Below are 25,226 nucleotides of genomic sequence, written 5' to 3' on the forward strand. Positions count from 1 at the left end.
GCGAAGGCAGTGCCAACCCAGCGAGAAGGCGCGCTTAAACGGGATTGCCGCCCTAGAGTCAAGGATTGAGGGCAGTTTCAGGCCAGCAACGACAGGCCTCAACACGGGCTTGACATATAGTTCATCATTAAACTATATTGGTTTAACGTTAAACCAAAGAGGTCGTCATGACTGATCGTCGAACCATCCTTCAAATCCTTGCTTTGAGCTCGTTAGCCGCGGTCCCAGCAGTAGGCGCAACCCTAAGGCCCAGTACGGACCCCGCCGCAGCTTGGCGCAATCCAGGTGCGGGCCAGAAGGACCCACGTCTCTATTGTCTCGCCCATGCGATCCTCGCCCCCAATCCACATAATCGCCAGCCATGGCTGGTAAGCCTCGAAGGCGAGGACGCTATTGTTTTTTACTTTGACACAAGCCGCCGCCTGCCAGCCACCGACCCTTATGATCGTCAGCTCGCGATTGGCTGTGGTACGTTCCTCGAAACCCTATCCATTGCTGCAGCCGAAATCGGCTACCAAGCTCAAATCAGTCTCTTCCCCATGGGCGAGCCGCAGCCCAATTTAGATGACAAACCGGTCGCCCATATCCGTCTTGTCAAAGGCGGCACCAAAGACCCACTTTACGCCTTCATCACCCAACGACGGTCAAACAAGGAAGTTTATGACGCAAAGAAGCCTGTGAGCCCTGAAACCTTACAAAGTCTGCTGACGCGGGAGCCTGTCGAACGCCTCACATTTGCCGGTGCGCTTTCTGGAGCTCCTACCTGCGAACAATTGCGCAGCCTTTCCGTGCAGGCCTATCGACGCGAAGTTGAGACACCAATTGCGCTGAAAGAAAGCATTGATCTGATGCGCATCGGTAAAGCCGAGATCGCAAGATATCGCGATGGGATTGATCTCGACTTCCCCGGCATTGGGGCGATGCAAGCGATGGGCTTGCTCACACGCGAAAAACTGATGACCCCCGGCACCAAAGTCTATCAGCAAGGCCTTGAGCAATATGACCCCTTGGCCAAATCTGCCGCGGGGTACGTCTGGATCATCAGCGACACCAAGGATCGTTACGCAGAAGTGGCAGCGGGGCGCGCCTATGCCCGCCTGAATCTGCGCGCGACAGCCCTGAGCATCGCGATGCATCCAATGAGCCAAGCCTTGCAAGAATATGCAGAAATGAGCGCTATTAAGGCCGAAACGGAAAAGGCTGTCGGCATGTCAGCTGACAAGTGTCTACAGATGCTGGCCAGAATAGGCTATGCTGGCAAAGTGCCCCCATCGCCTCGACGGGGCCTTTCAGAGCATCTTCGTACATGACCGCAAACCGTCCCGATCCAGACTTTACCACGATCGCCTATACTTTCTTCAATGAAATTGCGATCATTGACCAATTGGGACGGAACCGTTTTGAGCGTGTCTTGCCAGATGGACTATCGATTGCAGGTTTTAGCTTGCTCAATCACTTTGTCCGTTTAAACAAGACGCAAGACACGCCAAGCCAATTGGCCAGAGCCTTCCAGGTCACCAAAGGTGCGATGACCAACACGATCCACCGCCTAGAAGCTTTGGGTTTGGTGACAATTATTGCAGACCCTAGAGATGGGCGAGGTAAACTAGTCTCCATCACAGAGGATGGGCGAGCAGCGCGCCACGATGCGATTGCCCGCCTTGGCCCGTCGCTCCAACAATTGGCAGGACTGATTGACCAACAAGAATTAGAGGCCCTTGTCCCCACACTGATGAAACTGCGCGCGATTCTGGACGCCAATCGTGAGCCTGACCCTCAGTCGTGACTTCGGCTGCCAATAACGCTATCAGACGACACCTGCCAAATCCCTCAGAAAACGTGTCCTCCTAAGACTTGTCGTCAGAAAACGAATCCCATGCTGCAAATCACAGATCTAACCTATCGTCTCGCGCGGCGCGTGCTGTTCGATGGGGCCAATGCCGTCATATCAGACGGCTGGAAGGTCGGTTTGGTGGGCAAGAATGGCTCTGGCAAATCAACACTTTTGCGCATCATTCAAGATGAAGCCGTGAAGGGCGACGGCAGTGTGCGCCTAAAGCGTGGCGCGCGTATGGGTTTCGTTGCCCAAGAGATCGCCGCAATACCTGACCCAATGCTGGAAGTCGTCTTGGCAGCAGATACCGAACGCGCCAGTCTCATGGCAGAAGCAGAAACCGCGACGGACCCCAATCGCATCGGCGAAATCCACACACGCTTGGCTGATATTGACGCCTATTCAGCTGAAGCGCGCGCAAGTGAAATCCTTGTCGGCCTTGGCTTTAAACAAGACGAACTGATGAACCCGGCAGGCTCCTTCTCGGGTGGTTGGCGGATGCGCGCCGCCTTGGCAGGGGTCTTATTCTCGATGCCTGACCTCTTGGTTTTGGACGAGCCGACCAATTATCTCGACCTTGAGGGTGCGGCTTGGCTAGAGGCCTTTTTACGCAAATATCCAAATACGGTTCTGGTCGTCAGCCATGACCGCGAAATGCTCAATCGCTCTGTGACCCACATTATGGCGCTGGAAGACGCGAAGCTTGAAGTCCATGCGGGTGGCTATGACACCTATCTGCGTCGGCGTGCCGAACGGGCCGCACTCTTGGCCGGTCAGAAAGCCAAACAAGATGCGGCGCGCGCCCATCTACAAGCCTTTGTCGACCGCTTCCGGGCCAAGGCCTCCAAAGCTCGCCAGGCCCAAAGCCGGATCAAAATGTTGGAGAAGATGCAGGAAATCTCGGTTCCAATCGCGGACCGGGCAATGCCGTTCCATTTTGAAGAACCAAGCGAGCTTGCCTCACCCCTCATCCAATTAGACGAAGCAGACCTCGGCTATATTGATGGAAAGCCTGTCTTGAGGAAGGTTGACTTCCGCCTCGACCACGATGACCGCATCGTCATCATCGGACCCAATGGGCAAGGCAAAACCACTTTGGTCAAATCCATTGGTGCCCGGCTAGAATTGTTGAATGGCAAGCGGCGCGCCTCAAAAGCGGTCAAGATCGGCTATTTCAGTCAAGATCAATTGGATGAATTGCGCGCCGGGGAAACCGTGCTGCAGCACGTCCGGGATCTCGAGCCGGATTGGCCGCCTTCGCGCCACCGATCCTTGGCCGCTCGGATGGGGTTCGGGCAAGAAAAAATCGATACCCATGTCGAAAAGCTCTCGGGCGGGGAGAAGGTGCGTTTGCTTTTAGGCCTCATGGCTTATGCCAAGCCGCACGTTCTGATCTTGGACGAGCCGACCAGCCACTTGGACATCGATAGTCGGGAAGCGCTGATCCACGCGCTGAATGAATATTCTGGTGCCGTATTGCTGATTACGCACGATGTTTATTTGGCTGAGGCATGCGCGGACCGGCTGTGGCTGGTCCATAACGGCCAAGCTCGCGCCTATGACGGGGACTTGACGGACTATCGAGGTCTGGTCCTCAGTGCAGATCGCCCCGATGGCGGCAGTGCAGGTAAAAATGCACCCAAGGCCGCTACCAAGAATGACGTCAGTGGCGGCAAAAAAGCGCCCTCCCTTTCCACTTTGCGCTTTCGCTTGGCCGACGCAGAAAAAGCCGTCACCAAGGAGCAGCACGCTCTTGACACCATCGATGCGCGGCTTGCCTCCCCCAGCCTCTATACCGAAGGGGCGAAGGCTATCGAAGAACTCACCAAGAAGCGCGCTTGGCACGCAGAAGCCCTGGCCAAGGCGGAGGCAGCCTGGCTTGAGCTTAGTGAGGCGATTGAGGCTGCATCCTGACAGCTAAAGCGAAAAAGGCGGCCCCAAGGGACCGCCTTTGTAACTATGTGCCAATAGCTTAGCTTATTCGCCGAAGCCGCGGCCGTCGGTGCGCTCAGCGATGCGAGCCGATTTACCGCGGCGATCACGCAGATAATACAGCTTGGCGCGGCGAACTTTACCTTTACGCACGACGGTGATCGACTCAACGTTTGGCGAATGCAGTGGGAAAACCCGCTCAACGCCTTCGCCGAAAGAGATTTTGCGAACAGTGAAGTTAGCATTGATGCCACCGCCAGAGCGGGCAATACAAACGCCTTCATAGGCCTGAACGCGCTCGCGTTCACCTTCTTTGATCTTCACGTTGACGCGCAGGGTGTCACCTGGCGAAAATTCTGGGATGGACTTGCCTTCGGAGACGCGTGCGACTTCCTCGGCATCGAGTGTTTCGATGATATTCATATCAGCTCACCTTGCACGATTCCAACTTAAGTCTTTGAAACCAGATCAAAAGCTCAAGCAGGCCGCGGCATTGTTGTTGTCAAAGAGAACTTTGAGGTTGAAAGAAGAGGCGCATTTATACGAATGATCAGGCTTTGTCACCCTTATAAACTGCCCAAAGGTCTGGTCGGCGCGCCTCAGTCGCGGATTCAGATTGCTCTTTCTTCCACGCGGCAATCTTAGCGTGATCGCCCGACATCAGGACGAGCGGGATTTCGTGGCCCTCAAAACTGCGCGGCCGGGTATAGAGTGGATGTTCTAAGAGGCCTGTTTCAAAGCTTTCCTCGCCTAGGCTTTCGGCATTGCCGAGAAGGCCAGGCAATAAACGTACACTGGCCTCGACCAGCATTTGCGCGGGCAAATCCCCCCCAGTCAAGACGATATCGCCCACCGATATTTCCTCCATCTCACGTGCCTGAATGACACGTTCATCAAGACCTTCAAAGCGGCCACAAAACAAGATGACACCTGGGCCCGCAGCCAATTCTCGAACCCGAGCTTGGGTCAAGGGCTTGCCACGCGGGGTTAGGTAAATCAGAGGACGACCATCACGAGGAATGCTATCAATGGCACGAGCAGCTACGTCGGCCTTCATCACCATGCCAGCACCACCTCCAGCTGGGGTGTCGTCGACCTGACGGTGCTTCCCATCGCCAAAGCCTCGCAAGTGAATCAATTCCAGCGACCATACGGATTTCTCAAGCCCATTGCCGATCAAGGATGCGCTAAGCGCGCCGGGCCAGGCCTCTGGGGTTAGGGTGATGACGGAGACAGAAAAGGGCATGGTGTCTTCTAGCCTAGCTATAAGCTTCTGCGAAGTCGGCCCAAACATAACGGCAGGAGCCCGCGAACGCGACCTGCGAACCCAGACGTGACGGCCCCGAAAAGCCGCGCTAAAGGGTCAGAATGAACATTTATTTTCTGGGAATCGGTGGAGCTGGCGTCAGCGCTTTGGCCAGCGTCTTGCAGTCGCAAGGCAATAATGTCACCGGATCAGATGAAGGGGTTTTCCCGCCCGTATCAACCTATCTTGATCAAGCTGGCATTGTCTATGCCAAGCGCTTTGACGTGGCCAATCTACCAAAGAAAATCGACGTAGCTGTGGTAGGAACCACTGCAAAAATGGACCCGGCAACCAATCCCGAATTAGCTGAACTGCAGGCGCGCGGCGTCCCTTGCTATAATTTCGCAACTTACCTTGGCCACTACACACAAGGACGCGAAAATCTCATTGTTGCGGGCAGCTTTGGCAAAAGCTCGCTCACCGCCTTGGTTGCCTTCCTATTGCGCCATGCTGGGCAAGATCCTGGCTGGTTCATTGGTGCGATCCCGCTAGACTTGCCCAAAACTGGCCACGCGGGCACAGACCCATTGTTTGTCATGGAAGGCGATGAATATATCGTCAGCCTGCAGGATCGGCGCAGCAAGTTCGAACTCTATCATCCAAGCCACATCCTGATTTCCTCCATTGTTCATGACCATATCAATATGTTCCCGACGATGGAGAGTTATGAAGCCCCTTTTTCCAAGCTATTCTCAAACTTACCCAAAGACGGATTGTTGATCGCTTGCCACACCTATGAGCCCGTGCGTCGGTTGGTCGGGGACCGACCAGCAATCTGGTACGGCCTTAAATCCAATCCGGGCTATTTCGCTGACGCGATCACAATCGGTGAAGTCACCCGATTTGACCTTGTTTGCCCAAACGGCGACCGGATCGCACTGGAGACCGAATTGTTGGGCCTCCACAATATTGAGAATCTGATCGGCGGCGCCGCCTTTGTGCTGGAACGTGGCCTGATGACCCCTTCGCAGATTCAAGCGGCAGTGCGTGCCTTCCGCGGCGTTGCCCGTCGCCTTGACAAGAAAACCAACACCTCCGTCGTCCCGGCTTATGAAGGTTTTGGTTCCTCCTTTGAGAAAGCCCGCTCCGCGATTGATGCGATCCGCCTCCATTTCCCGAGCCGCCCTTTGGTGGTCGTATTTGAGCCGCATACATTTTCTTGGCGCAATCAAGACGCATTGAGCTGGTATGATCGTGTTTTTGACGGCTGCGATCAGGTCCATATTTTACCGCCGCCCCGAATTGGCGCGGCAAGCCAAAGCCAGCTCACGCTCGTCGAAATCTTGTCGCGCGTCCATTCCGCCGGTGTTTCCGCCCAAGGCGTGGAGGATACAGATTCCTTTCTTGAACAAATGCCGACCCGACTCAAGGGGGATGAGGTCGTCCTCCTTCTGTCCTCTGGACCGCTTGATGGCCTAGCCCACAGCCTCCCCAAACGCCTCGACGCATTATTTGGGGACCGGACCGCTAGCTGATGAACTTCGACCATCTCCCCATAGACCCCCACGCCTATGTATCTTTCTTGCTGATTATGGCGGGTATGGCTGCGACTCCTGGGCCAGCGAACCTGTTTGCTTTGGCAACCGGGCTGGCCCATGGTCCACGTGCGGGACTATGGGGTGTGTTCGGAATGAACGTTGCTTCATTGGTGTGGTTCGTCTTTGCGGCATTAGGATTGGGTGTGCTGATGCAACTCTATCCCACCGTGTTTTCCATGCTTGCCATATTGGGCGGGCTGTATTTGGCTTGGTTGGGCTTTAAGGCGCTGCGGTCCGCGCTGTCGAAGGAGACGCAAGGCTTCAAACTTACGGGACATGCTGCAGGGAGCAACCCTTTCAAAGACGGCTTTCTGGTTCAGATCAGCAATCCAAAGGCACTGCTCTTTTTTACCGCTGTCTTACCGCCTTTTATTGACCCACAGCGCGACACGGTCCCGCAATTGGCGATGTTCGCGGCTGGGACGATTCTGTTTGATACAATCACCATGTCGATGTTTGCACTCGCCGGTGGCCTGATGGCGCAACAGTTTGCGCAAGCCCGCTTCGCCCGCCTCTTTTCAGGAGCTGTTGGGATATTGCTCCTCAGCACAGCCACGATGATGCTGCTTAGGACTGCGCATTGAACTCTCAAGCAAACCACTTCATTGAATATTTTTTCAGTGAGATGTGGGCATGGCTAAGAGACGTTCCCCAGAACCGGTTTCAGTCATTGAGGACCGCCTCCTGCGCGCATCGGTCGCGTTAGGTGATAGTCTTGACAGCATCTCCATGCCGGAATTGGCCGCCGCTGCCCAAATCGCCGTAGGCACCTTGTATCGAATTGCACCCTCGAAAACAGCACTTGCCGTCCTTCTTAACGCTCGCGCACAAGCCCAGTTTGATCGCCATGTTTTCGCGCCCTTCCCAGCGCGACTTAGTCTTGAAGAGCGATTTCGGTTAATGTGGTCTAGGCTTGCCGAGTTTGCGTTACAGAAAGCGGACATAGCGGCCTATCTAGCGCGCAAGCCGATGGCCTCTGACAGCGCCTTCATCAAGGCTAGCGCGATATTTGCGCGCGATGGCGCGGCCACCGGCGCGTTGAAGCCACTCAGCGGAGAAGAATTGGCTGCTATTGTCTGGGGTCCACTGTCTGCCCTCTTGCGCAACCATGCCTGTTCGGTGGAAAGTCTCAAACAACTCGAACAAGCGGCGTGGGATGGACTACGTCACACATAATCAGGGAGACGACAATGACTGGACGTATGGCCGGCAAAATGGCCTTAATCACCGGGGCTGCCCAAGGTTTAGGTGCAGCCATCGCGACCATGTATGCCAAGGAAGGCGCAAAAGTCGTCGTCACTGACATTAATGGAGCGGGTGCTGAGGCAACCGCTGCTGCCATCAACGCGCTTTATCCCGGCCATGCTACCGCCTTCCAGCAAGATGTTTGCTCGGAAGCGCGTTGGATCGAGATCGTCAATGCAGCCCATGATGCCATGGGAGGCCTCAATGTTCTGGTCAACAACGCCGGTATCGGCAGCCTTGGTTCGGTTGAAAGCGAAAGCTTTGAGAACTGGAAGAAGGTAATGGCGGTAGATGTCGATTCCGTCTTCTTAGGATGTAAATATGCCCTTGGCGTCATGAAACCCTATGGGCCCGGCGCAATCGTCAACATCTCCTCCATCGCTGGCCTGATCGCTTCAGCCAATTATGCCGCTTACAATGCCGCAAAGGCCGCTGTTTGGTTGCTGACAAAGTCCGTCGCTCTTCATTGCGCACGCAAAGTGCCGGGTTTCCGCTGCAATTCGATCCACCCAACCTTTATCAAGACACCCATCCTAGACGGAATGGCTGGATTGGTTGGCTCACAAGAAGAAGCTTATGCAAAACTGGCTCGCCAAGTGCCGCTAGGCCGCTTAGGTGAACCAGACGATATCGCTTATGCGGCCGTCTATCTGGCCAGCGATGAGAGCAAGTTTGTCACGGGGGCAGAGTTGAAAGTCGATGGCGGCATCTCGGCCATGTAGGCCGAAAGCCTAACGCACAATGACAGACAACAACACGACACGTGCAATGCCGGGGCCGACCACACGGTCGGTTACCGCCTGCATGCGCTGACCTAAAATCTGCGTATCGGGCACACGGCCCGGGACGAAGAAGCTATTCACAAATTCCTGCGCCACACCACGCCAAGCCGCTCGTAAAGATGGCGTGGCTGCTTGTGCCCGCTCCCGCTGGGGCATGGCACTCACTACAATACCCATATCGATCTGGATGATACCAATTGACCGATACTGGCGCATGATACTGGCTGTAATTTGGTTAGACCCGAGAAAGCCGGCCTCATTGCCGCCGCCTTTGGGCACAGGCTTTGCGGCCTCCGCTGAGAGAACCCCGACGCTCGCACTAGAGGTCAAAGCAAGCGTTGCAGCGGTCGCAGACTTAGCGAAGCAACGTCTGCTCAGAATTTGAATCGAATCGGTCATGACATCGATTTTCTAGGAAACGCGTTAAAGAAACGTGGCAAATCAAGCCAGACTACACTAGGCTTAGTGCAGGAGGATATATTTTGGCAGGTATGGTGGACATGACGGCCTTTAAAGAGCCTGTCATTATTCTGACGGCTGCAGCCATAGTCGTGCCCCTGTTCCACCGATTTAAAATCAGCCCCGTCCTCGGCTTCATCCTATGCGGCATCCTCTTGGGGCCATCAGGCTTGGGAGGATTGGCCGTCCAGCAGCCCTGGCTGAATAGCTTCACCATCCAAGATCGCGCGTCCATCGCCATGATGGCGGAAATGGGAATCGTATTTCTACTTTTTGCAATCGGTCTTGAACTGTCGTTTGAGCGCCTAAACATGATGCGGAAAGTCGTATTTGGCCTTGGCTCCCTCCAATTGGGTCTATCGGCACTTGCGATTTTCGCGGTTTGCTACTTTTTCCTTGATACAACCGGCACCGGGGCCGCGGTTATCGGCCTTGCCTTGTCCTTATCGTCAACCGCCGTTGTATTGCAAACTTTGGCCGAGCAAAGGCGCCTGACCAGCCCCACCGGACGCGGCGCTTTTGGCGTCCTACTTTTTCAGGATTTGGCCGTCGTCCCTGTTCTATTTGCGGTCTCGATGCTGGCACCCGACAGGATGGGCCTTGGCGTCGGCGGACTTGTTCAGAGCTTGGCGCTGGCGGTGCTTGCCGTTGGCTTGACTATCGTGATTGGACGAATAGTTCTGCGGCCTCTGTTTCGGCAGGCCGCGCGGACCCGCAGCCCGGAAATCTTTATGGCTGCCTGTTTATTGGTGTTGATTGCAACAGCCCTCGGCAGCGCGGCTGCGGGACTTTCCATGGCCCTCGGGGCCTTTTTGGCAGGCCTCTTGTTGGCCGAAACGGAGTATCGCCGAGAAGTTGAAGCAACTATTGAACCATTCAAAGGCCTATTATTGGGTGTCTTCCTTGTTTCGGTGGGGATGAGTGTTGATATCGCAAAAGTACTGGAGCGGCCGCTTGAGATTGCCGGGGCAATCATCGGTTTGATCGCACTTAAGGCCGCAGTCGTCGCCGCGCTTGGCCCCAGCTTCGGTATTAAGCGACCCGCCGCTATCAAGGCAGGACTGATCCTTGGACCTGGTGGAGAGTTTGCCTTTGTGGTCCTAGGCCTAGCAACCAGCCTCTCGGTTCTACCCGCCGAACAAGCAGACTTTGCCTTGCTTGTTACAGCCATCACGATGTGCCTGATCCCGCTTTTGGGTCGCTATGGGAAGCAAAAGACCAACGCGGCACAGCCCACCGACGCCGAGGAAAGGGATTTGGCGCAACAAGCCAGTCAAACAGAAAGCCCCCATGTTATTGTCGCTGGCTATGGCCGGGTCGGCGTGGTCGTCGTAGAACTACTGGCCGAGCAAAAAATTCCCTATCTTGCCGTAGATTCAGATATTGATCGGGTCCGTCGGGCCCGCAAATCGGGAAAGAACGTCTATTTTGGTGACGCTTCGCGCGGCGAATTTCTGCGTGCATGCGGGATCGAGCGGGCGCGGGCCTTGGTTGTAACCATGGATGGCGGCCCAGCCGTTGACCAAGTCGTAACAGCTGCCCACCTTGAACAGCCAAATCTGCCAATCGTTGCGCGCAGTCGAGACGCCGCACACGCCGTCCATCTTTATAGCTTGGGGGTTCGCGAAGCAGTGCCAGAAACCCTAGAGGCCAGCTTGCAAGTCGGTGAAGCCATTCTAGTTGAGTCCGGTGTGGCGATGGGCAATATCCTCGTCGCCATTCATGAGAAGCGGGCCTCCATGCGCGCTTCGCTGCTGGAGGCCTCAACCTCCGCCACACCATCAGAGCGCATGCGGGTACTGCGGGATCAACATCAAAAAGAGGGTACGTAAGCACTGCCTGCTCCGCATTATGGACACTGCTGCCATCCTGATTTGACCTCACGCGCTCACAGGCTTAACAGCAACAAAATCCCGGGAGCACCACCTTGACCTCTGCGCAAGACCACGCGCTCGCTTTCGCGCGCCAACCGACAGCCGCCCTTGTTTTAGCGGATGGCACAGTTTTTTGGGGCCACGGCTGTGGCGCAATTGGCGAAGCTGTCGCTGAAGTCTGCTTTAACACAGCAATGTCGGGCTATCAGGAAATCCTAACGGACCCATCCTATGCTGGGCAAATCGTCGCCTTTACCGCACCCCACATCGGCAATACGGGGACCAATGGTGAAGACGAAGAAGATGTATCCCCGCCCGCTGCAAACGGCGCTCGTGGTGCGGTCATGCGTGCGGACATCACGCGCCCATCGAATTGGCGCTCTACCGCTTCATTGGACGCGTGGCTTAAGTCGAAGAACATTGTTGGCCTTACCGGCATTGATACGCGGGCACTGACTGTAAGAATTCGCGAACATGGTATGCCACATGGCGTGATTGTCCACGCGCCAGACGGCCAGATTGACGTCGCCGCCTTGGCGGCCAAAGCTGCCGCTTGGTCTGGCTTAGAGGGCTTGGACTTAGCCAAAGACGTTACCTGCCAAACACCCTATGACTTTGATGGGACCCAATGGGTTTGGCCAGCGGGGACCGGCACGGTCGACACCCAAGAAGACCTTTGTGTCGTCGTGCTCGACTTTGGCGTGAAAGAAAATATCCTGCGTTGCCTTGGCTCGACCGGTGCCAAGATCCATGTAATGCCAGCTCAAACATGCGCCGAAGAGGTGCTAGCCCGCAAACCCAATGGCGTCTTGTTGTCGAATGGCCCAGGCGACCCTGCTGCAACCGGGGCCTATGCGGTCGAGGCGATCCAAAAGATCATCGCGGCCAAAGTGCCGGTTTTTGGTATCTGCTTGGGTCATCAAATGCTGGGGCTCGCTTTAGGGGCAAAGACCGTCAAGATGGCGCAGGGCCACCATGGCGCAAACCACCCCGTGCAAGATCTTTCAACAGGCAAGGTCGAAATCGTTTCCATGAATCACGGCTTTGCCATTGATCGCACAAGCCTGCCCGAAGGTGTTGTCGAAACGCACATTTCCCTATTCGATGGCTCCAATTGCGGCATTGCATTGGCCGATCAGCCAGTGTTTTCAGTGCAGTATCACCCAGAGGCTAGCCCGGGACCTAAAGACAGCTTTTATTTGTTTGAGCGCTTTAGAGAAGCAATGCGGGCGCACAAACAGGCGAAATGACACGCTTGTGCACTTGACGTCGTGAGTTTGGGCGGCATTGTCAGGCCATGAGCCAGATCAATCGCCGCACCCTTCTCTCCAGCTTCACCATCGTTCCTGCCCTTTCGACGCTGTCTGCCTGTGGCAAGACCGCAGCCCCAGCCGATATCTTGAGGGTCGGCTTGCGCGGTGGCCCCGACTCTCTAGACCCGTTGAAAGCAGAATTCGCCGCCGCAGCTTTGCTGTTCCGACAATTCTACTTGCCAGTGGTGGGCTATGGCCCAAAGGGCGGTCCGGCCCCGGGCTTTGCGACATCTTGGACCCCCAGCAAAGACAACAAGACCTGGACTTTTGAAATCGCACAAGGCCTTACATGGTCAGATGGAAAAGCCATTGATTCAAAAGATGTTCTTGATAGCTTGCGGATGGGTGCTGACCGAAAGACAGCTTATGCCGACGCGTCAGAACTTTATATGATCAAGGGCTATCGCGATTGCGTTGTAGACGGCAAAGATCCGACAACAATTGGCGTCTCGGCCCCAAGCCCAACGAGCCTAGTGATTGAACTGGAAGTAGCTGATGCGGCTTTCTGGAGCCGTATGCAGGAATTCTATCCTGTACCCATGCATACGATCGCCGCACACGGCGAAAAATGGACTGACTTAGATAAGATTGTTGTCTCAGGGCCCTACAAGCCGATAGAGCGGTCGCAAACGCGGTTGGTATTCGACAAGAACCCCAAAGGTGGCTGGGTAGTAGGCATGCCCGGACAGATCAGTGTCGAAGCTATTGATGATTCCTCGACCCGGTTACGTATGTTCCAATCCGGCGACCTTGATTTGGCGCAAGATCCACCCCTATTGCGGGCAGGCGACTTTGCCAAAGAATTCGGCAGCCAGTATCAACGTTTCCAAGCGCCACGTCTAATCTACATCAGTTTCAATACCAAAAAGCCACAACTTCAAGACCCCGACATTCGACGGGCGCTGGCCATGGGCTTTGACCGCTCGGTTATTGCAAATGCGGTAATGCGCGGATCTGTCGAGCCGGCCGGGCGATTTGTTCGTGATCAAGCTCAACCCAAATATGATCCAGACGGTGCGCGCGCCATTTTGAGCGCAAAGGGATATACGCCCGCAAATCCGTTGCGATTTGAAATCTTGGTAACCAAAGATGATCGCGAACGTGCCGCAATTCAGATTGTCGATATGTGGAAGCAGATCGGGGTTGAGGCCACCATGTTTGCCGCAGATTCCAGCGCCATCATTTCACGTTTGAATGGCTTTGACTTCGAGAGCGCCATTGTCAGCATTGATAAGGGTATGAAGTCTGATGCGATCGACCTGATGGCATCGTGGGGAGAGGGTGGGACAGCTTATTCTCACCAATGGAAAGACCCGGCCTTCAATCAAGCCCTTTCCGATGCGCGGGCCCAAAACGAGCCTACCGCCCGCCTTGAAAAGGCATTAGCTGCCGAGCAAATCTTGTTAAAGGCCTGCCCCGTTACAGGTGTATGGTTCTTCCCGTCTTCTTGGCTTGTAAACTCCCGCGTGACTGGGGGTCTTGAGGGGATTGCTCCTATCATTTGGCCGACACTGAGATTGACCAAATCCTAGCCTTGGCTTTGGGCAACAGGTGCCTCGCGTAACTGATTGTCTTTATAGGCATCGACATCAAGCTCGCCTTCCCATTTTGCAACCGCGACGGCGGCGGCGCTGTCGCCCAAGACGTTCACGACTGTGCGCATCATGTCCATGATCCGATCAGCGCCAAGAATGATGGCGATCACCTCAACGGGCACTCCTGCGATTCCCAAGACCAAAGGAATGAAGACGATTGATCCGCCAGGAATGCCTGCCGCACCGATTGCCCCTAAGGATGCCGCAATCACAATCCCGACCAATTGACCGCTATCGAGCGGAATCCCAAACAATTGTGCGCCAAAAATGGTCACGATGCAGATATACATCGCCGTACCATCCATATTGACGGTTGCGCCCATGGACGAGACAAAGGCGCTCATCCGACGAGAAATGCCCAATTTTTCGATCATGCAACGCATGGTGACAGGCAAGGTCGCATTAGAAGACGATGTCGAATAGGCAACAGCCATGGCCTCTGACATGCCCTTGAAGAACGGCAAAATGGGCAAGCCCAAGACAAACTTGATAAAGCCGCCATAGACAACAAAGCCGTAAATGAAACAGCCAAGATAGACGGTGCCAATTAAAGCGGCGAGCTTTACCAGCGCATCTGCCCCCATTAAGGCGACAGCCCAAGCCATCAAAGCGAAAGCGCCAATCGGGGCCAGTTCCATAATGTAAGTGACAAGCTTGGTCAGGGCATGGGCTGCCCCGTCCAAGACGTCAGCAACAGGTTTTGCCGCCTCTCGCGCGCCCAAAACGCCAATACCCAATAGAATAGCAAAGACGATCACGCTCAACATATCGCCTTCGGCCAAGGCCTTCACTGGATTGGCCGGAATAAACATGGCCAAGATGTCTGCCCCCGTCGGAGGAGGCTTCACCGGTGGCGCAGAAAGGCCGGCGGGGGCCTCAATCCCTGCACCGGGTTGGATCAGCATCGCCAAACTCACGCCGAGACACGCAGCCAAAAGACCCGAAGGAATGTAGAGCGCCGCGATGCGGGCTCCAGACTTCCCTAAACGACTCAAATCACCAATCGACACCACCGCTGCAGCGACAGATACAAATATCAAGGGGACGGACAACATCCGAATTAAGCGGATAAAGGCATCTCCAACCAGCTTCAGCGCAGCGGACCATGCCTCTCCGTCGATTAAGCCATTGAGATAGCCCTCTGGCCTAATCCCAAAGCCCAAAATGACACCCAAAACCATGGCAACGAGGATGCGAAGCCACAAGGGCTTTTGAAAAAAGGCGGTCATGTAGGTCCAACGGGTGCGAGCGTAACAAACCTTCAGAAAACGACTGATGGTGCCAACGCGCAATTGCCGAGGGGTCAATTCACTGTGAGCAAACTGGCGTCAGATGCGGTGTGAATTGCAATAAGCTGCTCATGTTCCTCGCTATTTTGCCTTTGGGCGGGTCAGACGGCTATTAACGCTTCACATCAAGTTGAATGAAGCATAAGTCTAGTCTCTAAGTCGCACGGGGGTGGACCACAGGAGAGCGGGACCAACAGGGGTTTTGCAACCTCCTGGCTCTCTGTGTGTTCGGATTAGAAACAGGGCTGCCGCATGAACAAGCATTTCACACTCTTTATTCTCGCCGCCATGGTTTTGGGAATTGTGGTCGGGGCCGCCATTTTCCAATTTGTTCCTAAAGAAGGCCAAGAAGTCTGGGCAGGCAATTTTAAGATTGTGACCGATGTTTTCTTGCGCTTGATCAAAATGATTATCGCGCCCCTGGTGTTTGCGACCTTGGTCGCCGGAATCGCCCATATTGGCGACACAACAACTTTGGGCCGCGTTGGCATCAAAACCATGGCTTGGTTTCTCGCGGCGTCTTTGGTTTCCTTGACTCTGGGTGCCGTGATTGCCAGCTTGTTGCACCCGGGTGTTGGCCTAAATCTGCCGATCCCGCCTGTTGATGCCGTAAGCGATATCAAGCCTACAGCGCTGACCTTGAAGGATTTTATCATCCATTTGGTGCCGAAATCCATCGTCGAGGCCATGGCGAACAATGAAATCTTGCAGATTGTGGTCTTCTCGATCTTCTTCGGCGTCGCTGTGACCGCAATGGGCGAAGAGGGCAAACCCTTGGCAGACCTGGCAGACAGGGTTTCCCATGCCATGTTGAAGCTCACGGGCTATGTGATGTCATTGGCACCGCTGGCCGTGTTTGCCGCCGTGGCCGCCGTGATCGCAACCAAGGGCTTAGCCGTTCTGGGCACCTATGCATCCTTCATTGGTGGCTTCTATTTGGCCTTGATGATTTTGTGGGGGCTTTTGCTGCTCGCTGGCTTTATTGTCATCGGCCCAGCGATCGGTAATTTGATCGCCCGCATTCGCGAACCCACTTTGCTTGCTTTCTCTACTGCGTCATCTGAAGCGGCCTATCCAAAAACCATGGAGCAATTAGAGAAGTTTGGCGTATCGCGCCGTATCGCCAGCTTCGTGCTGCCTTTGGGCTATTCATTCAATCTCGACGGTTCGATGATGTATTGCACCTTCGCAACGCTGTTCATCGCCCAAGCCTATGGCATCCACCTAACCGTCCCACAGATTGCCACTATGCTGCTGTTGCTGATGGTGACATCAAAGGGCATGGCGGGGGTTCCACGCGCCTCACTCGTCGTGATTGCAGCAACACTTTCATTCTTCAAAATTCCAGAAGCTGGGATTTTGCTGATCCTAGCGGTCGACCATTTTCTCGACATGGGCCGCTCTGCCACCAACGTCATTGGCAACTCTATCGCCACAGCTGTGGTCGCCAAATGGGAAGGCGATCTGACCGATGATGAATTAGTGGCCGACCAAAAGGCCGGCATCAAAAACCAAAGCTAAAGTTTAAAGGCCCAGTGCTTGGCGCTGGGCCGCAAACAAATCCTCACAGCCAGACTTTGCCAGCGACAGCAGGACTTGTAGCTCTGCCTCGGTGAAGGGCCGCTCTTCGCCTGTTGCTTGCACTTCAACAAGGCCAAGCCCTTGGGCTAACACAAAATTGGCATCGGCTTCTGCATTTGAATCCTCGGCATAATCGAGGTCCAGAACCGGGACGCCTTGATAAATGCCGCATGAAACTGCGGCAACTTGCGCGCGGATTGGCTCTTCTGTGATCAAGCCCTCAGCCTTGAGATACAGGCAAGCCTGCTTCAGCGCGACCCACGCACCTGTCAGCGCCGCAGTGCGTGTGCCGCCATCGGCTTGGATGACGTCACAATCGATGGTGATTTGGCGCTCCCCCAAGGCGACCAGATCGACAACAGAGCGCAAACCACGCCCTATCAAGCGCTGAATCTCCTGTGTGCGCCCCGATTGTTTGCCAGACGCCGCCTCGCGACGACCCCGCGTATGGGTAGCACGGGGCAACATGCCATATTCAGCCGTCACCCAACCACGCTTCTGTCCCCTTAGCCAACCGGGAAGGCTTTCTTCCAAAGAGGCTGTCACCAGCACATGCGTGTTGCCAAACTTCGCAAGGCAGGAGCCCTCCGCATAACGCGACACACCGGCTTCAAGGCTCAACGGACGCAATTGTTCGGGGGTTCGAGCAGAGGGACGGATCATGTGGTGGGGCCTTTCAATGGCTTTTTTGAAGATTTCGCGCGAGAGGGTTGCTCTGGTGGCTCTTCTAAGACTTCGCCAATCATCGGAATCAAGCCAATCGGCACATCGCCAACCAACTTTCTTCCTGGTAAATCAACAATAGGAACCAAGGCCTTGGTAAAGGGCAGAAACCAACTACCTTTGGCACCGGGCGTCGTCTCAATCTCAAGCAAATCTTGGGGTCCGGGAATGACCGCCCGAACACGACCCAGGTCCGCTCCGTCCAAGGCCTCCAGACGAAGCCCAATCAAGTCAACATGATAAAACTCGTCTTCTTCCGCTGCAGGCAATCGATCACGGGGAACAAACAGCTTGGTATTTCGCAAAGCCATCGCTGCTTCTCGCGTCGGCACCTCTTTGGAAGTCACCACAATGCCATCCTTAATCGGCCGCCAAGATTGGACTGATAAGATAGCTTGCCCCTCTTCATTACAAAAAGGGGCATAATCCACGATAGCTTCAGGGTCTGCAGTAAAGCTGCGCAGGCGTATCTCACCGCGCACCCCAAAGGCACCGGCGATAGCGCCTACCAATACGAAAGGCTTAGCCAATATCGGTACGCTTGGTGACAATCTTGCCAACAAGGCCATAGGCCACGGCTTCTTCCGCGCTCATCCAATAATCGCGATCGGTATCCGCCTTGATTTTCTCGATGGGTTGGCCCGTCGCCTCGGCAAAAATCGCGTTTAGACGCTCGCGCATACGGATGATTTCGCGGGCCTGGATTTCAATATCCGACACCATGCCACCAACACCGCCGCGTGGTTCATGCAGCAAGAAGCGGGTGTTGGGTAAGCAGAAGCGACGCTCGCGTTCAGCCGCAGCATAAATTAAGGCACCCGCAGAGGCGACCCAGCCCGAGCCCAAAACGTTCACAGGTGCAGACACAAACTTGATCATGTCATGGATCATATCGCCGCTTTCTACATGACCGCCTGGTGAAGAGATGATCAAAAGTATGGGCTTATCGGACTCCCCCGACAAAGCCAGCATGCGTTCACAAACCCGCTGGGCCAGTTTATCGTCCACGCCGCCGGTAAGTAGAATGGTGCGGCTGTCGAAGAGCGCCTTTTCTACAATGGCTGGGGCTGGGCTTCCCGCTTTGCTTTCGTCTTCTTCGTCCATGCGAAACATGCTTCTAGGCTCCTCGTTCACTCGCTCTTTCCGACACGCTTTTGTTGATTTGGTCAACCTAGCGGCAGCCGCAGCGCTGTTATCGTCTGCTCTAAGTGGTAAAGCCTGATGGATTATGAAAGAGCGTGCAATGCACTTGACGCACTTAGTCAAAGATGAAACCCAAAGACGGAGGAGTATTTCGCCATGAATTTAACCCGTCCTGACGGCCCCGATGCCACTGTTGCTTTGTCCCGTCGTGGCCTAACTGGCGCTTTGGGCTTTGCAGGCTTTGCAGCGGCGATTCATCCAGTTCATGCGGCTGCGATCACAACCCCTTCCGATGGCTTGATAACTGAAATGGTGAGCTTTCCGTCGCAAGGCTTTGACCTGCCCGCCTTTGTAGCGCGCCCGCAGGCAAAAGGGCGGAAGCCTGTTGTTATTGTGGTGAGTGAAATTTTCGGTTTGCATGAGTATATTCGCGACGTATGTCGCCGGCTTGCCCGTTTAGGCTATGTCGCCATCGCGCCCTCCTTCTTTGCGCGTGTTGGCGACCCTGCACCGCTTACCGACTTTAGCAAGATCATGCCCATAGTGAATGCGGCCAATAATGCACAAGTTATGGGCGACATAACGGCCACGATTGCTTGGATCGACCAGCAGAAATTCGTCAAGAAGGATGCAATTGGGATTACTGGATTCTGTTGGGGTGGGGCGGTTGTATGGATGGCCAGCGCGCTTACGCCTCGCATCAAGGCTGGGGTCGCTTGGTATGGCCGTTTGACACCCCGCGAAGGGTCTATCGATCAGCGCAAATGGCCCTTGGATGTGGCAGGTGAACTGAAAAGCCCAGTCCTTGGGCTTTATGCGGAAAATGACGGCGGAATTCCGCTTTCGAGCGTTGAAGCTATGAAAGCCGCTCTGGAAAAAGCAGGAAATCGGGAAAGCCGCTTTATCATTTTTCCCGGGACCCAACATGGCTTCCACGCTGATTATCGGCCGCAATATCAAGAAGCGGCCGCAAAACTGGGCTGGGATGAGTTACTCGCTTGGTTCGCTGCCCATGGCGTGAAGCCTTAGGCCCAGACTTGTGTCGACCACGGGCCCATTTGGGTTGTGGTGATGTCCCCAGAAGTGAAGATGCAGCTGCGCTCCGCCAAGAGCGCGACGATTGGCTCTGGTAGAGGCCAAGGCTCGCTGGACAAATTCACGCAAACCAAGCCATGCGTGCCGCGCCGATAGACAAATAAGGATTCGTGCTCGGGCAGCAGATCTTCATAGGCTCCAAAAACCCAAGTTTCGGGATCTTTTGTCCGAAGCTCTAACAAGCCATGGCAAAAGGCCCAGGCAGAATGTTCGTCCCCCTGCTGGGTAGCTAAATCCACACCTCCACGATTGGGGGTAGGTTTTAGCCACGGTTTGCCCGCGCCGAATCCACCTTCAGGGGTCCAGGGATAGGGGGTGCGGGCATGATCGCGCGTCATTGCGACGGCTTTGGCTAGGGATTCGGCTTCGCTATTGCCTTTGGACTTCGCCAAGCGATAGGTGGTCTTCGCCCAAACATCGTCCAATTCCTCAACTTTTGTGATGATCGTATCACCCAATCCTAATTCATCGCCCTGATAAATAAAGGGCGTGGCACGTTGTAGAATATAACTAGCTGCCAAGGCTTTTGCGACCAGCTTGGTCTCCGCCTTTGGGTCACCAAAGCGGGCGATGAAACGGCGGAGGTCATGATTGCCCACGACACAGGAATTCCAGCCATCCGGACCAATGCCCTTATCCCAACGATCAAATACACTTTTGAACCACACACGATCCCAATCCTCACCCTGACGTGAACCCGTATGGTCTACAAAATCAAAGTGATAGATCATGTGCAGCATGGGGTCTGCAGGATTCACGATGGCCGCAGCCCGTTCTGGATTAAGGCCCGGCCCCTCTCCAATCGCGACGCAATCATAACGATCAAAAACCTCACGCCGCATATCCCGCAGCCATTCATGTAAACGGGGACCGCCCGCCAACATATGATAAAGCGGCATCGGCCTAGGGTCTGGCGCATCGGGTAGCCCAGGCGGTTTTGAGATAACGGTTACGACGTCAAGACGGAAGCCGCTTACGCCCTTATCTAGCCAAAACCGCATGGCACCATATATCTCATTGCGGACAGCCGGGTTCTCCCAATTTAGATCTGCCTGCGTCTTATCGAACAGATGGAGATAATAGGCTGAATCACCCTCAGGCTTAGACCAAGCCGGACCACCAAAGATGGACTGCCAATTATTGGGCTTATCCCGCCAAATATAATAGTCGCGATAAGGCCCACCTGGATCGGCGAGGGCCGCTTGAAACCATGGGTGATCAATAGAAGTGTGATTGAGCGCAATATCCAAAACGACTTTAAGGTCCAGACGTTTGGCTTCAGCCAATAGCGCCTCAAAATCCGCCATCGTCCCAAACAGAGGATCAATCTCGCGATAGCCCGACATGTCATAGCCATTATCGACCATGGGTGAGCGGAAGATCGGCGACAACCAGACAATCCCAGCCCCTAAGGCCTTAACTGCACGAAGGCCCGCGGTTATTCCGGCTAAATCACCCACACCATCGCCATTGGCATCGCGAAAGGACCGTGGATAAATCTGATAGACCGAGCGGGTCTTCCACCAAGTCTCTCTGGGTGTGTGGCCGCTCATCTAAGCATCCTTCAGCGCTTTCAACAGGACATAATAAGCGCCGCTACCGCCATGACGTGGGTGGGCAGAAGCATAACCAGAGACATGCTCCCGGATGCCTTGACCGCTCAGCCATTCTGGTAGGCGGCGACGGATGACGCCGGGTTGGGGTGTCAGATAATCCTCACCAATTTCGACCGCGCGACCTTTGCCCGTCACCACCAAAACGCAGCGCGCGCCGCTAGACCGCATGCGGACCAGAAAGCCAGAAAGCGCAGTTTGAGCATCCATTTGTCGATAGCCATGCAAATCAAGTGTGCCGTCAATGTCCAGCTTACCGCGTCGTATCTTTTTGTGCCCGGAAGCATCTGAAACCAGAGTCGCCGGTTTGTTCTCTGGCTTTGGGGCAGGAGACACCGGTACATGTCGGGCCGCTTTTGCTCGCTTAAGCACCAAATGGGGTAACTCCGGTGCAGGCTTTTGAATGACCTTTGACACCGAGGCGCTTGCCGGCGGAAGGTCGTCTCCTTCTGTTTTGGGTTTTCCATGGCCATAAGGCCGCACAGTTCGGGCAACCCGATGCCACAGTTTTGCTTCCTCCGGCATCAAATCGCGACGCCGGCTCATACTCAGCGGCCTGCGCTAGCGGCGGGTGTGGGGTTCATGCCCTTTGGCAAAAGCACCCAGAACCGCACGTCATGATTGATCCGGCCAGCCCGCAATCCTGCCTCTGGCCCCGTGCCCCAATAAAGATCCCCTCGGATGGGGCCACGAATGGCTCCGCCTGTATCTTGGGCGACGACCAAACGGCGCAAGCTGACATCGGCAGACAGGGCCACGCGCGGGGCATCCGCTACCAAGAAGATGGGAACGCCATACGCATGATAGCTCGTATCCACAGCGAGCGACCCATTTGCTTCTAAAGCGGCCTGCTGCCCGCCTCTTGGCCCAAGGCTGGGGTCCTTAATGGGTTCAAGACGGAAAAACACGGTGCGTGGGTTCGCATTCAAAACTTCACGCGCTTCCTTGGGAGATGCCGTCTTAAACCACGTTTTGATTGCATCCATCGAAGCGCCATTGACCGGTAATGCTCCACGGCGAATCAATTCTTGCGCATTTGACCCAAAGCGATGCCCATTATGGGCGGCAAAAGCGGCACGAACTTGTGTGCCATCCTCAAATTGTAGTCGGCCAGAACCTTGAACCTGCAAGGACAACACCTCTGCCGGCTCTCCCCAGGCCAATACGGGCGCAGTGTTTTCGTTGATTTGAGCCCGTGACCAATAAGGGACAACTTTTCCCCGCTCCATCCGAGCGACGATAGAGCGATTACGAAGCGTGGGATCGAATTGACCTAGGTCAATTTCAAACAAGTCTGAAGGTCTGGCCTGTATAGGCTCCGAAAGTACGGAGGTCTTTACCCGCGACGCGGCCATGATTGGCTCATAATAGCCAGTTAGTCTTCCGATGTCGGTGGTTTCGGTTGAGACACGCCAAGCCTGAAACTGGCTTTCCCAGAAGCTGCGATCTTCAAGACTGGGATCTTGGGCCAAAGCACAAACCTCGGCCCAATCACCTATACGACCTGAATAAGTCGCAATCGGAGACAAAAACTGGTCTTTGGGCCGGGCTTGAGAGATTGCACAAGAACGAACCAGTGCGCGCCGCGCTGCCCCTACATCGGTCTCCGTCCAATCTGGCAGGCCTTCAAATGCAACTTGGCTAAACTGCAAAGGTACAATATCGGCCGGCGGCACTGGTGCGGCAGAAGCCGTAATCGGGCTCGTTGCCGATCTTAAAGGTGTCGCGGGCGCTACCGCTACGGGCGGCGGAGGTACCACTGTTGCCGCCACAGGCGCGGGTGACGGCATTGGTTGTGGAGCTGGTACAGGCACGGGTGATGGTGCCACCGTGGCGCAGGCCGCGAGGAAAACCGGCACCAAGCCTGATGCGGCCAAAAGACCCAAAGATCGACGCATGTTTAGGCGGTCCGGACTGCGCTCAAGAGCCAGTTTGGATCGCGCGCGTCAACAGAACGCTCAAACGTCCAGATTTCATCAGCTGCACGCAAGCCATCGCCGCCATCGGCTAGGTCGGACGAGAAAGCTACATCAATGCGGGCAATCTTGCCGTCCAACTCGGCATCGACGATTTTCGCATCGCTCAACCGAATGACTTCAATCTTAGGCGCATTCGCGGCCCGACGCTCATCCATCGCAACCTTATAGGCTTCGAATACATCGGCATCGACGAGGCCTTTCAACGTCTCCTCATCTCCAGAGCCATAAGCGGTTACGATCATCTCATAAGCCGCTTTCGCGCCATCCAAGAAGTTACCTGCACTGAAACCGCGTTGGGCTGCACCGATCGCCTTCAGACCAGCAGCACCAGGCCCATCATAGTCCTTGACCGGGAACGGCAGGACTTTGCCGTTTTCATCGGCGGATGCGGGCGTGTCTGTATCGCCCTTGTCGGCAGGCGCATCTGGTAAACCAAATCGTGGCTGCCGCATGGGAGGTGGCTCAGCGCCACGGTTTTGGCCTAGCACTTGGTACAAACGGCCAAGGACGAGTGCTGCCACAACGGCAAAAAAGACTATTTCCATGGTTTTCGATCCGGTTCCGCTTGGTTTTAAATGGCGGTCTTTCTCACATATAGGGTGCAATGTGGCGTAAGTCAGCCACTTGGTTGCCGTAAAGGGCTGTTGCGTGCTAGCCACCACAGCTTCTGGAGATCATCACATGACAGACGAAACGGCCTCTGCGCCACTAGAAAACGGTTCTTTAGCGAATGGTGGGGCCGAAACTGCCCCTTCGGTCCGTGTTTTAGCCCAATATGTAAAGGATTTTTCGTTTGAAAATCCAAATGCACCAAATTCCTTGCGGGAAGGTGTACAGCCAAAAATCGATCTTCAATTAGACGTGAGCGCCCGGGCGATGGATGAATCCGGCGTTTTTGAAGTCGATTTGAAGATCAATGCGCGCAGTGATCGCGAAGGTCAGACCCAATTCATCATCGAGTTGGTGTATTCAGGCTTGTTCCAGTTCGCCAATGTTCCTGGTGAAGCTTTGGAGCCCCTGTTGTTGGCTGAATGTCCGAAGATTCTCTTCCCATTTGCGCGCCAATTGATTGCGACGAACAGCCAAGCCGGTGGCTATCCGCCGTTGATGTTGGATCCAATGGATTTTGGCGCACTTTATGCCACTCAGCGCATTGAGCGGTCCGGCGGTCAGCCTTCCTAAGCGATTGCCTGCCCCTTTTCGGCAAGGAACTTGTGCCAAGCCGGTTCCTTGCCAAGGGTGGCAATAAAGGCGCGGTGCGCTTCTATTTCTTCTGAAGTAGATAAGGGCTCTAAAGCTTGGTGTCGTTCGCGCCTTGGCTTTCCGGCTTTGGTTTCCAAAATGCCTTGCGTCGTTTGGTTCGGGGCCTGAGCCGCCTCGACAGGATCGAGAAAATCGAGACGCCTTTCCCGGCCCCCTTTTAGTTCAAGATAAACCGCGGCGAGCAATTGGGAGTCCAGCAAGGCCCCGTGTTTATCGCGTGCGGTCAAATCAATGTTTAACCTACGGCATAAAGCATCCAGAGAGGCTGGAGCACCAGGATATTTTTTGCGCGCGATCACTAAGGTATCGACACAGCGTTCTTTTGGAATCAACGGCAGGCCCAGGCGCCCAAGCTCAGCATTCAAAAAGCGTCGATCAAATTCGGCATTATGCGCCACAAGCGGGGCATCGCCGATAAAAGCCAATAACTCTTCAACCACCTCCGACGCACCAAACACTGGCTTATCGGCCAAAAACTCATTGGTCAGGCCGTGAACCCGAACCACTTCAGCTGGGACATCGCGCTCAGGATTGATATAGCGATGGAAAGTCGCGCCGGTCGGAACAAGGTCGATTAACTCAACACAACCGATTTCGACAATTCGGTCGCCCCGCTCCGGGTCAGTTCCAGTGGTTTCAGTATCAAAAACGATTTCGCGCAT

The 25,226-nt window shown here is 54.9% G+C and carries 25 protein-coding genes; 13 read left to right on the top strand and 12 right to left on the bottom strand.

All coding sequences use genetic code 11. The annotated features are described in order from the left end of the window. The first annotated feature begins 167 nt into the window (after window positions 1–167). The 3 genes from B7364_RS15510 (at window position 168) to B7364_RS15520 (ending at window position 3,748) form a co-directional block, all read left to right on the top strand. Window positions 168–1,310, top strand: coding sequence for an Acg family FMN-binding oxidoreductase (locus tag B7364_RS15510; protein ID WP_085340944.1), 1,143 nt, complete (start codon window positions 168–170; stop codon window positions 1,308–1,310). Further along, window positions 1,307–1,786, top strand: a complete 480-nt coding sequence (locus tag B7364_RS15515; RefSeq protein WP_085340945.1) for a MarR family winged helix-turn-helix transcriptional regulator — start codon at window positions 1,307–1,309, stop codon at window positions 1,784–1,786. Before B7364_RS15510 ends, B7364_RS15515 begins: the two co-directional genes overlap by 4 nt. A 90-nt stretch (window positions 1,787–1,876) precedes the next feature. After that, window positions 1,877–3,748 carry an ABC-F family ATP-binding cassette domain-containing protein gene (locus B7364_RS15520; protein WP_085340946.1) on the top strand — a complete coding sequence of 624 codons (1,872 nt, stop codon included), beginning with the start codon at window positions 1,877–1,879 and terminating at the stop codon, window positions 3,746–3,748. A gap of 63 nt (window positions 3,749–3,811) precedes the next feature. Here the strand turns inward: B7364_RS15520 and rplS are convergent, their stop codons facing one another. Together rplS and trmD are read right to left on the bottom strand one after the other, a co-directional pair. Then, window positions 3,812–4,189 carry a 50S ribosomal protein L19 gene (rplS, locus tag B7364_RS15525; RefSeq protein ID WP_085340947.1) on the bottom strand — a complete coding sequence of 126 codons (378 nt, stop codon included), beginning with the start codon at window positions 4,187–4,189 and terminating at the stop codon, window positions 3,812–3,814. 127 nt (window positions 4,190–4,316) lie between these two features. Next, window positions 4,317–5,012, bottom strand: a complete 696-nt coding sequence (gene trmD, locus B7364_RS15530) for a tRNA (guanosine(37)-N1)-methyltransferase TrmD (protein ID WP_085340948.1) — start codon at window positions 5,010–5,012, stop codon at window positions 4,317–4,319. A 122-nt stretch (window positions 5,013–5,134) separates the two neighbouring features. Between trmD and B7364_RS15535 the strand changes: the two genes are divergently transcribed. Genes B7364_RS15535 through B7364_RS15550 form a run of 4 tightly spaced genes read left to right on the top strand, consistent with a single transcriptional unit; the run spans window position 5,135 to window position 8,577 of the window. Continuing rightward, entirely contained in the window at window positions 5,135–6,547 is a 1,413-nt protein-coding gene (locus B7364_RS15535; RefSeq protein ID WP_085340949.1) for a Mur ligase family protein, read from the top strand. Beyond that, a complete protein-coding gene (locus B7364_RS15540; protein WP_085340950.1) occupies window positions 6,547–7,194 on the top strand; it encodes a LysE family translocator in 648 nt (215 codons plus the stop codon). The genes B7364_RS15535 and B7364_RS15540 overlap by 1 nt, the downstream gene beginning before the upstream one ends. A gap of 49 nt (window positions 7,195–7,243) precedes the next feature. Beyond that, window positions 7,244–7,786 carry a TetR family transcriptional regulator gene (locus B7364_RS15545; protein WP_085340951.1) on the top strand — a complete coding sequence of 181 codons (543 nt, stop codon included), beginning with the start codon at window positions 7,244–7,246 and terminating at the stop codon, window positions 7,784–7,786. 14 nt (window positions 7,787–7,800) lie between these two features. Continuing rightward, a complete protein-coding gene (locus tag B7364_RS15550) occupies window positions 7,801–8,577 on the top strand; it encodes an SDR family oxidoreductase (protein ID WP_085340952.1) in 777 nt (258 codons plus the stop codon). Window positions 8,578–8,586: 9 nt separating this feature from the next. Here the strand turns inward: B7364_RS15550 and B7364_RS15555 are convergent, their stop codons facing one another. Beyond that, on the bottom strand, window positions 8,587–9,036 hold the full coding sequence (locus B7364_RS15555) for a hypothetical protein (RefSeq protein ID WP_085340953.1): 450 nt from the start codon (window positions 9,034–9,036) through the stop codon (window positions 8,587–8,589). A 92-nt stretch (window positions 9,037–9,128) separates the two neighbouring features. On the opposite strand from B7364_RS15555, the gene B7364_RS15560 reads away from it, so the two are divergent. The 3 genes from B7364_RS15560 to B7364_RS15570 all read left to right on the top strand — a co-directional run bounded on the left by B7364_RS15560 (window position 9,129) and on the right by B7364_RS15570 (window position 13,815). Further along, window positions 9,129–10,928, top strand: a complete 1,800-nt coding sequence (locus B7364_RS15560) for a cation:proton antiporter domain-containing protein (protein WP_085340954.1) — start codon at window positions 9,129–9,131, stop codon at window positions 10,926–10,928. Between the two features lie 95 nt (window positions 10,929–11,023). Then, on the top strand, window positions 11,024–12,220 hold the full coding sequence (gene carA, locus B7364_RS15565) for a glutamine-hydrolyzing carbamoyl-phosphate synthase small subunit (protein ID WP_085340955.1): 1,197 nt from the start codon (window positions 11,024–11,026) through the stop codon (window positions 12,218–12,220). 47 nt (window positions 12,221–12,267) lie between these two features. After that, window positions 12,268–13,815 carry a peptide ABC transporter substrate-binding protein gene (locus tag B7364_RS15570; RefSeq protein ID WP_085340956.1) on the top strand — a complete coding sequence of 516 codons (1,548 nt, stop codon included), beginning with the start codon at window positions 12,268–12,270 and terminating at the stop codon, window positions 13,813–13,815. Here B7364_RS15570 and B7364_RS15575 read toward each other — a convergent pair. After that, window positions 13,812–15,107, bottom strand: a complete 1,296-nt coding sequence (locus B7364_RS15575; RefSeq protein ID WP_085340957.1) for a dicarboxylate/amino acid:cation symporter — start codon at window positions 15,105–15,107, stop codon at window positions 13,812–13,814. The two genes, B7364_RS15570 and B7364_RS15575, sit on opposite strands and share 4 nt — an antisense overlap. Window positions 15,108–15,419: 312 nt before the next feature. Here B7364_RS15575 and B7364_RS15580 point away from each other — a divergent pair, with 312 nt between their 5' ends. Beyond that, on the top strand, window positions 15,420–16,688 hold the full coding sequence (locus B7364_RS15580; protein ID WP_085340958.1) for a dicarboxylate/amino acid:cation symporter: 1,269 nt from the start codon (window positions 15,420–15,422) through the stop codon (window positions 16,686–16,688). A 3-nt stretch (window positions 16,689–16,691) separates the two neighbouring features. Here the strand turns inward: B7364_RS15580 and rph are convergent, their stop codons facing one another. The 3 genes from rph to B7364_RS15595 are packed head-to-tail and all read right to left on the bottom strand — an operon-like array spanning window position 16,692 to window position 18,584. Continuing rightward, on the bottom strand, window positions 16,692–17,408 hold the full coding sequence (rph, locus tag B7364_RS15585) for a ribonuclease PH (protein ID WP_085341026.1): 717 nt from the start codon (window positions 17,406–17,408) through the stop codon (window positions 16,692–16,694). Further along, entirely contained in the window at window positions 17,408–18,001 is a 594-nt protein-coding gene (rimM, locus tag B7364_RS15590) for a ribosome maturation factor RimM (protein WP_232780929.1), read from the bottom strand. The genes rph and rimM overlap by 1 nt, the downstream gene beginning before the upstream one ends. Further along, complete coding sequence (locus B7364_RS15595; protein WP_085340960.1) at window positions 17,994–18,584, bottom strand: ATP-dependent Clp protease proteolytic subunit; 591 nt, start codon at window positions 18,582–18,584, stop codon at window positions 17,994–17,996. Before B7364_RS15595 ends, rimM begins: the two co-directional genes overlap by 8 nt. A gap of 186 nt (window positions 18,585–18,770) precedes the next feature. On the opposite strand from B7364_RS15595, the gene B7364_RS15600 reads away from it, so the two are divergent. After that, on the top strand, window positions 18,771–19,643 hold the full coding sequence (locus B7364_RS15600; protein WP_085340961.1) for a dienelactone hydrolase family protein: 873 nt from the start codon (window positions 18,771–18,773) through the stop codon (window positions 19,641–19,643). Here B7364_RS15600 and B7364_RS15605 read toward each other — a convergent pair. Genes B7364_RS15605 through B7364_RS15620 form a run of 4 tightly spaced genes read right to left on the bottom strand, consistent with a single transcriptional unit; the run spans window position 19,640 to window position 23,846 of the window. Further along, window positions 19,640–21,262 (bottom strand): alpha-glucosidase, encoded by a 1,623-nt coding sequence (locus B7364_RS15605; RefSeq protein ID WP_085340962.1) that lies wholly within the window; start codon window positions 21,260–21,262, stop codon window positions 19,640–19,642. The two genes, B7364_RS15600 and B7364_RS15605, sit on opposite strands and share 4 nt — an antisense overlap. Next, the gene (locus B7364_RS15610) at window positions 21,263–21,868 is read right to left on the bottom strand and encodes a Smr/MutS family protein (protein ID WP_085340963.1); all 606 of its coding nucleotides are present in this window, start codon (window positions 21,866–21,868) and stop codon (window positions 21,263–21,265) included. A gap of 2 nt (window positions 21,869–21,870) precedes the next feature. After that, entirely contained in the window at window positions 21,871–23,220 is a 1,350-nt protein-coding gene (gene mltA / locus B7364_RS15615) for a murein transglycosylase A (protein ID WP_085340964.1), read from the bottom strand. A 2-nt stretch (window positions 23,221–23,222) separates the two neighbouring features. Further along, entirely contained in the window at window positions 23,223–23,846 is a 624-nt protein-coding gene (locus B7364_RS15620; RefSeq protein WP_085340965.1) for a Tim44/TimA family putative adaptor protein, read from the bottom strand. A 136-nt stretch (window positions 23,847–23,982) separates the two neighbouring features. On the opposite strand from B7364_RS15620, the gene secB reads away from it, so the two are divergent. Continuing rightward, window positions 23,983–24,483: a protein-export chaperone SecB gene (gene secB / locus B7364_RS15625; protein WP_085340966.1), complete on the top strand. Its 501-nt coding sequence runs from the start codon at window positions 23,983–23,985 to the stop codon at window positions 24,481–24,483. On the opposite strand, the gene dnaQ is transcribed toward secB, so the two are convergent. Next, complete coding sequence (gene dnaQ, locus B7364_RS15630) at window positions 24,480–25,226, bottom strand: DNA polymerase III subunit epsilon (protein WP_085340967.1); 747 nt, start codon at window positions 25,224–25,226, stop codon at window positions 24,480–24,482. The two genes, secB and dnaQ, sit on opposite strands and share 4 nt — an antisense overlap.

It is taken from the genome of Aquidulcibacter paucihalophilus, assembly GCF_002105465.1.
GTDB lineage: Bacteria > Pseudomonadota > Alphaproteobacteria > Caulobacterales > Aquidulcibacteraceae > Aquidulcibacter > Aquidulcibacter paucihalophilus.

Coding starts and splice junctions, on each gene's coding strand:
- dnaQ (WP_085340967.1), bottom strand. CDS start 25,226: ATGCGCGAAATCGTTTTTGATACTGAAACCACTGGAACTGACCCGGAG.
- B7364_RS15510 (WP_085340944.1), top strand. CDS start 168: ATGACTGATCGTCGAACCATCCTTCAAATCCTTGCTTTGAGCTCGTTA.
- secB (WP_085340966.1), top strand. CDS start 23,983: ATGACAGACGAAACGGCCTCTGCGCCACTAGAAAACGGTTCTTTAGCG.
- B7364_RS15605 (WP_085340962.1), bottom strand. CDS start 21,262: ATGAGCGGCCACACACCCAGAGAGACTTGGTGGAAGACCCGCTCGGTC.
- rplS (WP_085340947.1), bottom strand. CDS start 4,189: ATGAATATCATCGAAACACTCGATGCCGAGGAAGTCGCACGCGTCTCC.
- B7364_RS15620 (WP_085340965.1), bottom strand. CDS start 23,846: ATGGAAATAGTCTTTTTTGCCGTTGTGGCAGCACTCGTCCTTGGCCGT.
- B7364_RS15550 (WP_085340952.1), top strand. CDS start 7,801: ATGACTGGACGTATGGCCGGCAAAATGGCCTTAATCACCGGGGCTGCC.
- mltA (WP_085340964.1), bottom strand. CDS start 23,220: ATGCGTCGATCTTTGGGTCTTTTGGCCGCATCAGGCTTGGTGCCGGTT.
- B7364_RS15595 (WP_085340960.1), bottom strand. CDS start 18,584: ATGTTTCGCATGGACGAAGAAGACGAAAGCAAAGCGGGAAGCCCAGCC.
- B7364_RS15560 (WP_085340954.1), top strand. CDS start 9,129: ATGGTGGACATGACGGCCTTTAAAGAGCCTGTCATTATTCTGACGGCT.
- B7364_RS15610 (WP_085340963.1), bottom strand. CDS start 21,868: ATGAGCCGGCGTCGCGATTTGATGCCGGAGGAAGCAAAACTGTGGCAT.
- trmD (WP_085340948.1), bottom strand. CDS start 5,012: ATGCCCTTTTCTGTCTCCGTCATCACCCTAACCCCAGAGGCCTGGCCC.
- B7364_RS15535 (WP_085340949.1), top strand. CDS start 5,135: ATGAACATTTATTTTCTGGGAATCGGTGGAGCTGGCGTCAGCGCTTTG.
- B7364_RS15545 (WP_085340951.1), top strand. CDS start 7,244: ATGGCTAAGAGACGTTCCCCAGAACCGGTTTCAGTCATTGAGGACCGC.
- B7364_RS15600 (WP_085340961.1), top strand. CDS start 18,771: ATGAATTTAACCCGTCCTGACGGCCCCGATGCCACTGTTGCTTTGTCC.
- B7364_RS15580 (WP_085340958.1), top strand. CDS start 15,420: ATGAACAAGCATTTCACACTCTTTATTCTCGCCGCCATGGTTTTGGGA.
- B7364_RS15540 (WP_085340950.1), top strand. CDS start 6,547: ATGAACTTCGACCATCTCCCCATAGACCCCCACGCCTATGTATCTTTC.
- B7364_RS15515 (WP_085340945.1), top strand. CDS start 1,307: ATGACCGCAAACCGTCCCGATCCAGACTTTACCACGATCGCCTATACT.
- B7364_RS15520 (WP_085340946.1), top strand. CDS start 1,877: ATGCTGCAAATCACAGATCTAACCTATCGTCTCGCGCGGCGCGTGCTG.
- B7364_RS15555 (WP_085340953.1), bottom strand. CDS start 9,036: ATGACCGATTCGATTCAAATTCTGAGCAGACGTTGCTTCGCTAAGTCT.
- B7364_RS15570 (WP_085340956.1), top strand. CDS start 12,268: ATGAGCCAGATCAATCGCCGCACCCTTCTCTCCAGCTTCACCATCGTT.
- B7364_RS15575 (WP_085340957.1), bottom strand. CDS start 15,107: ATGACCGCCTTTTTTCAAAAGCCCTTGTGGCTTCGCATCCTCGTTGCC.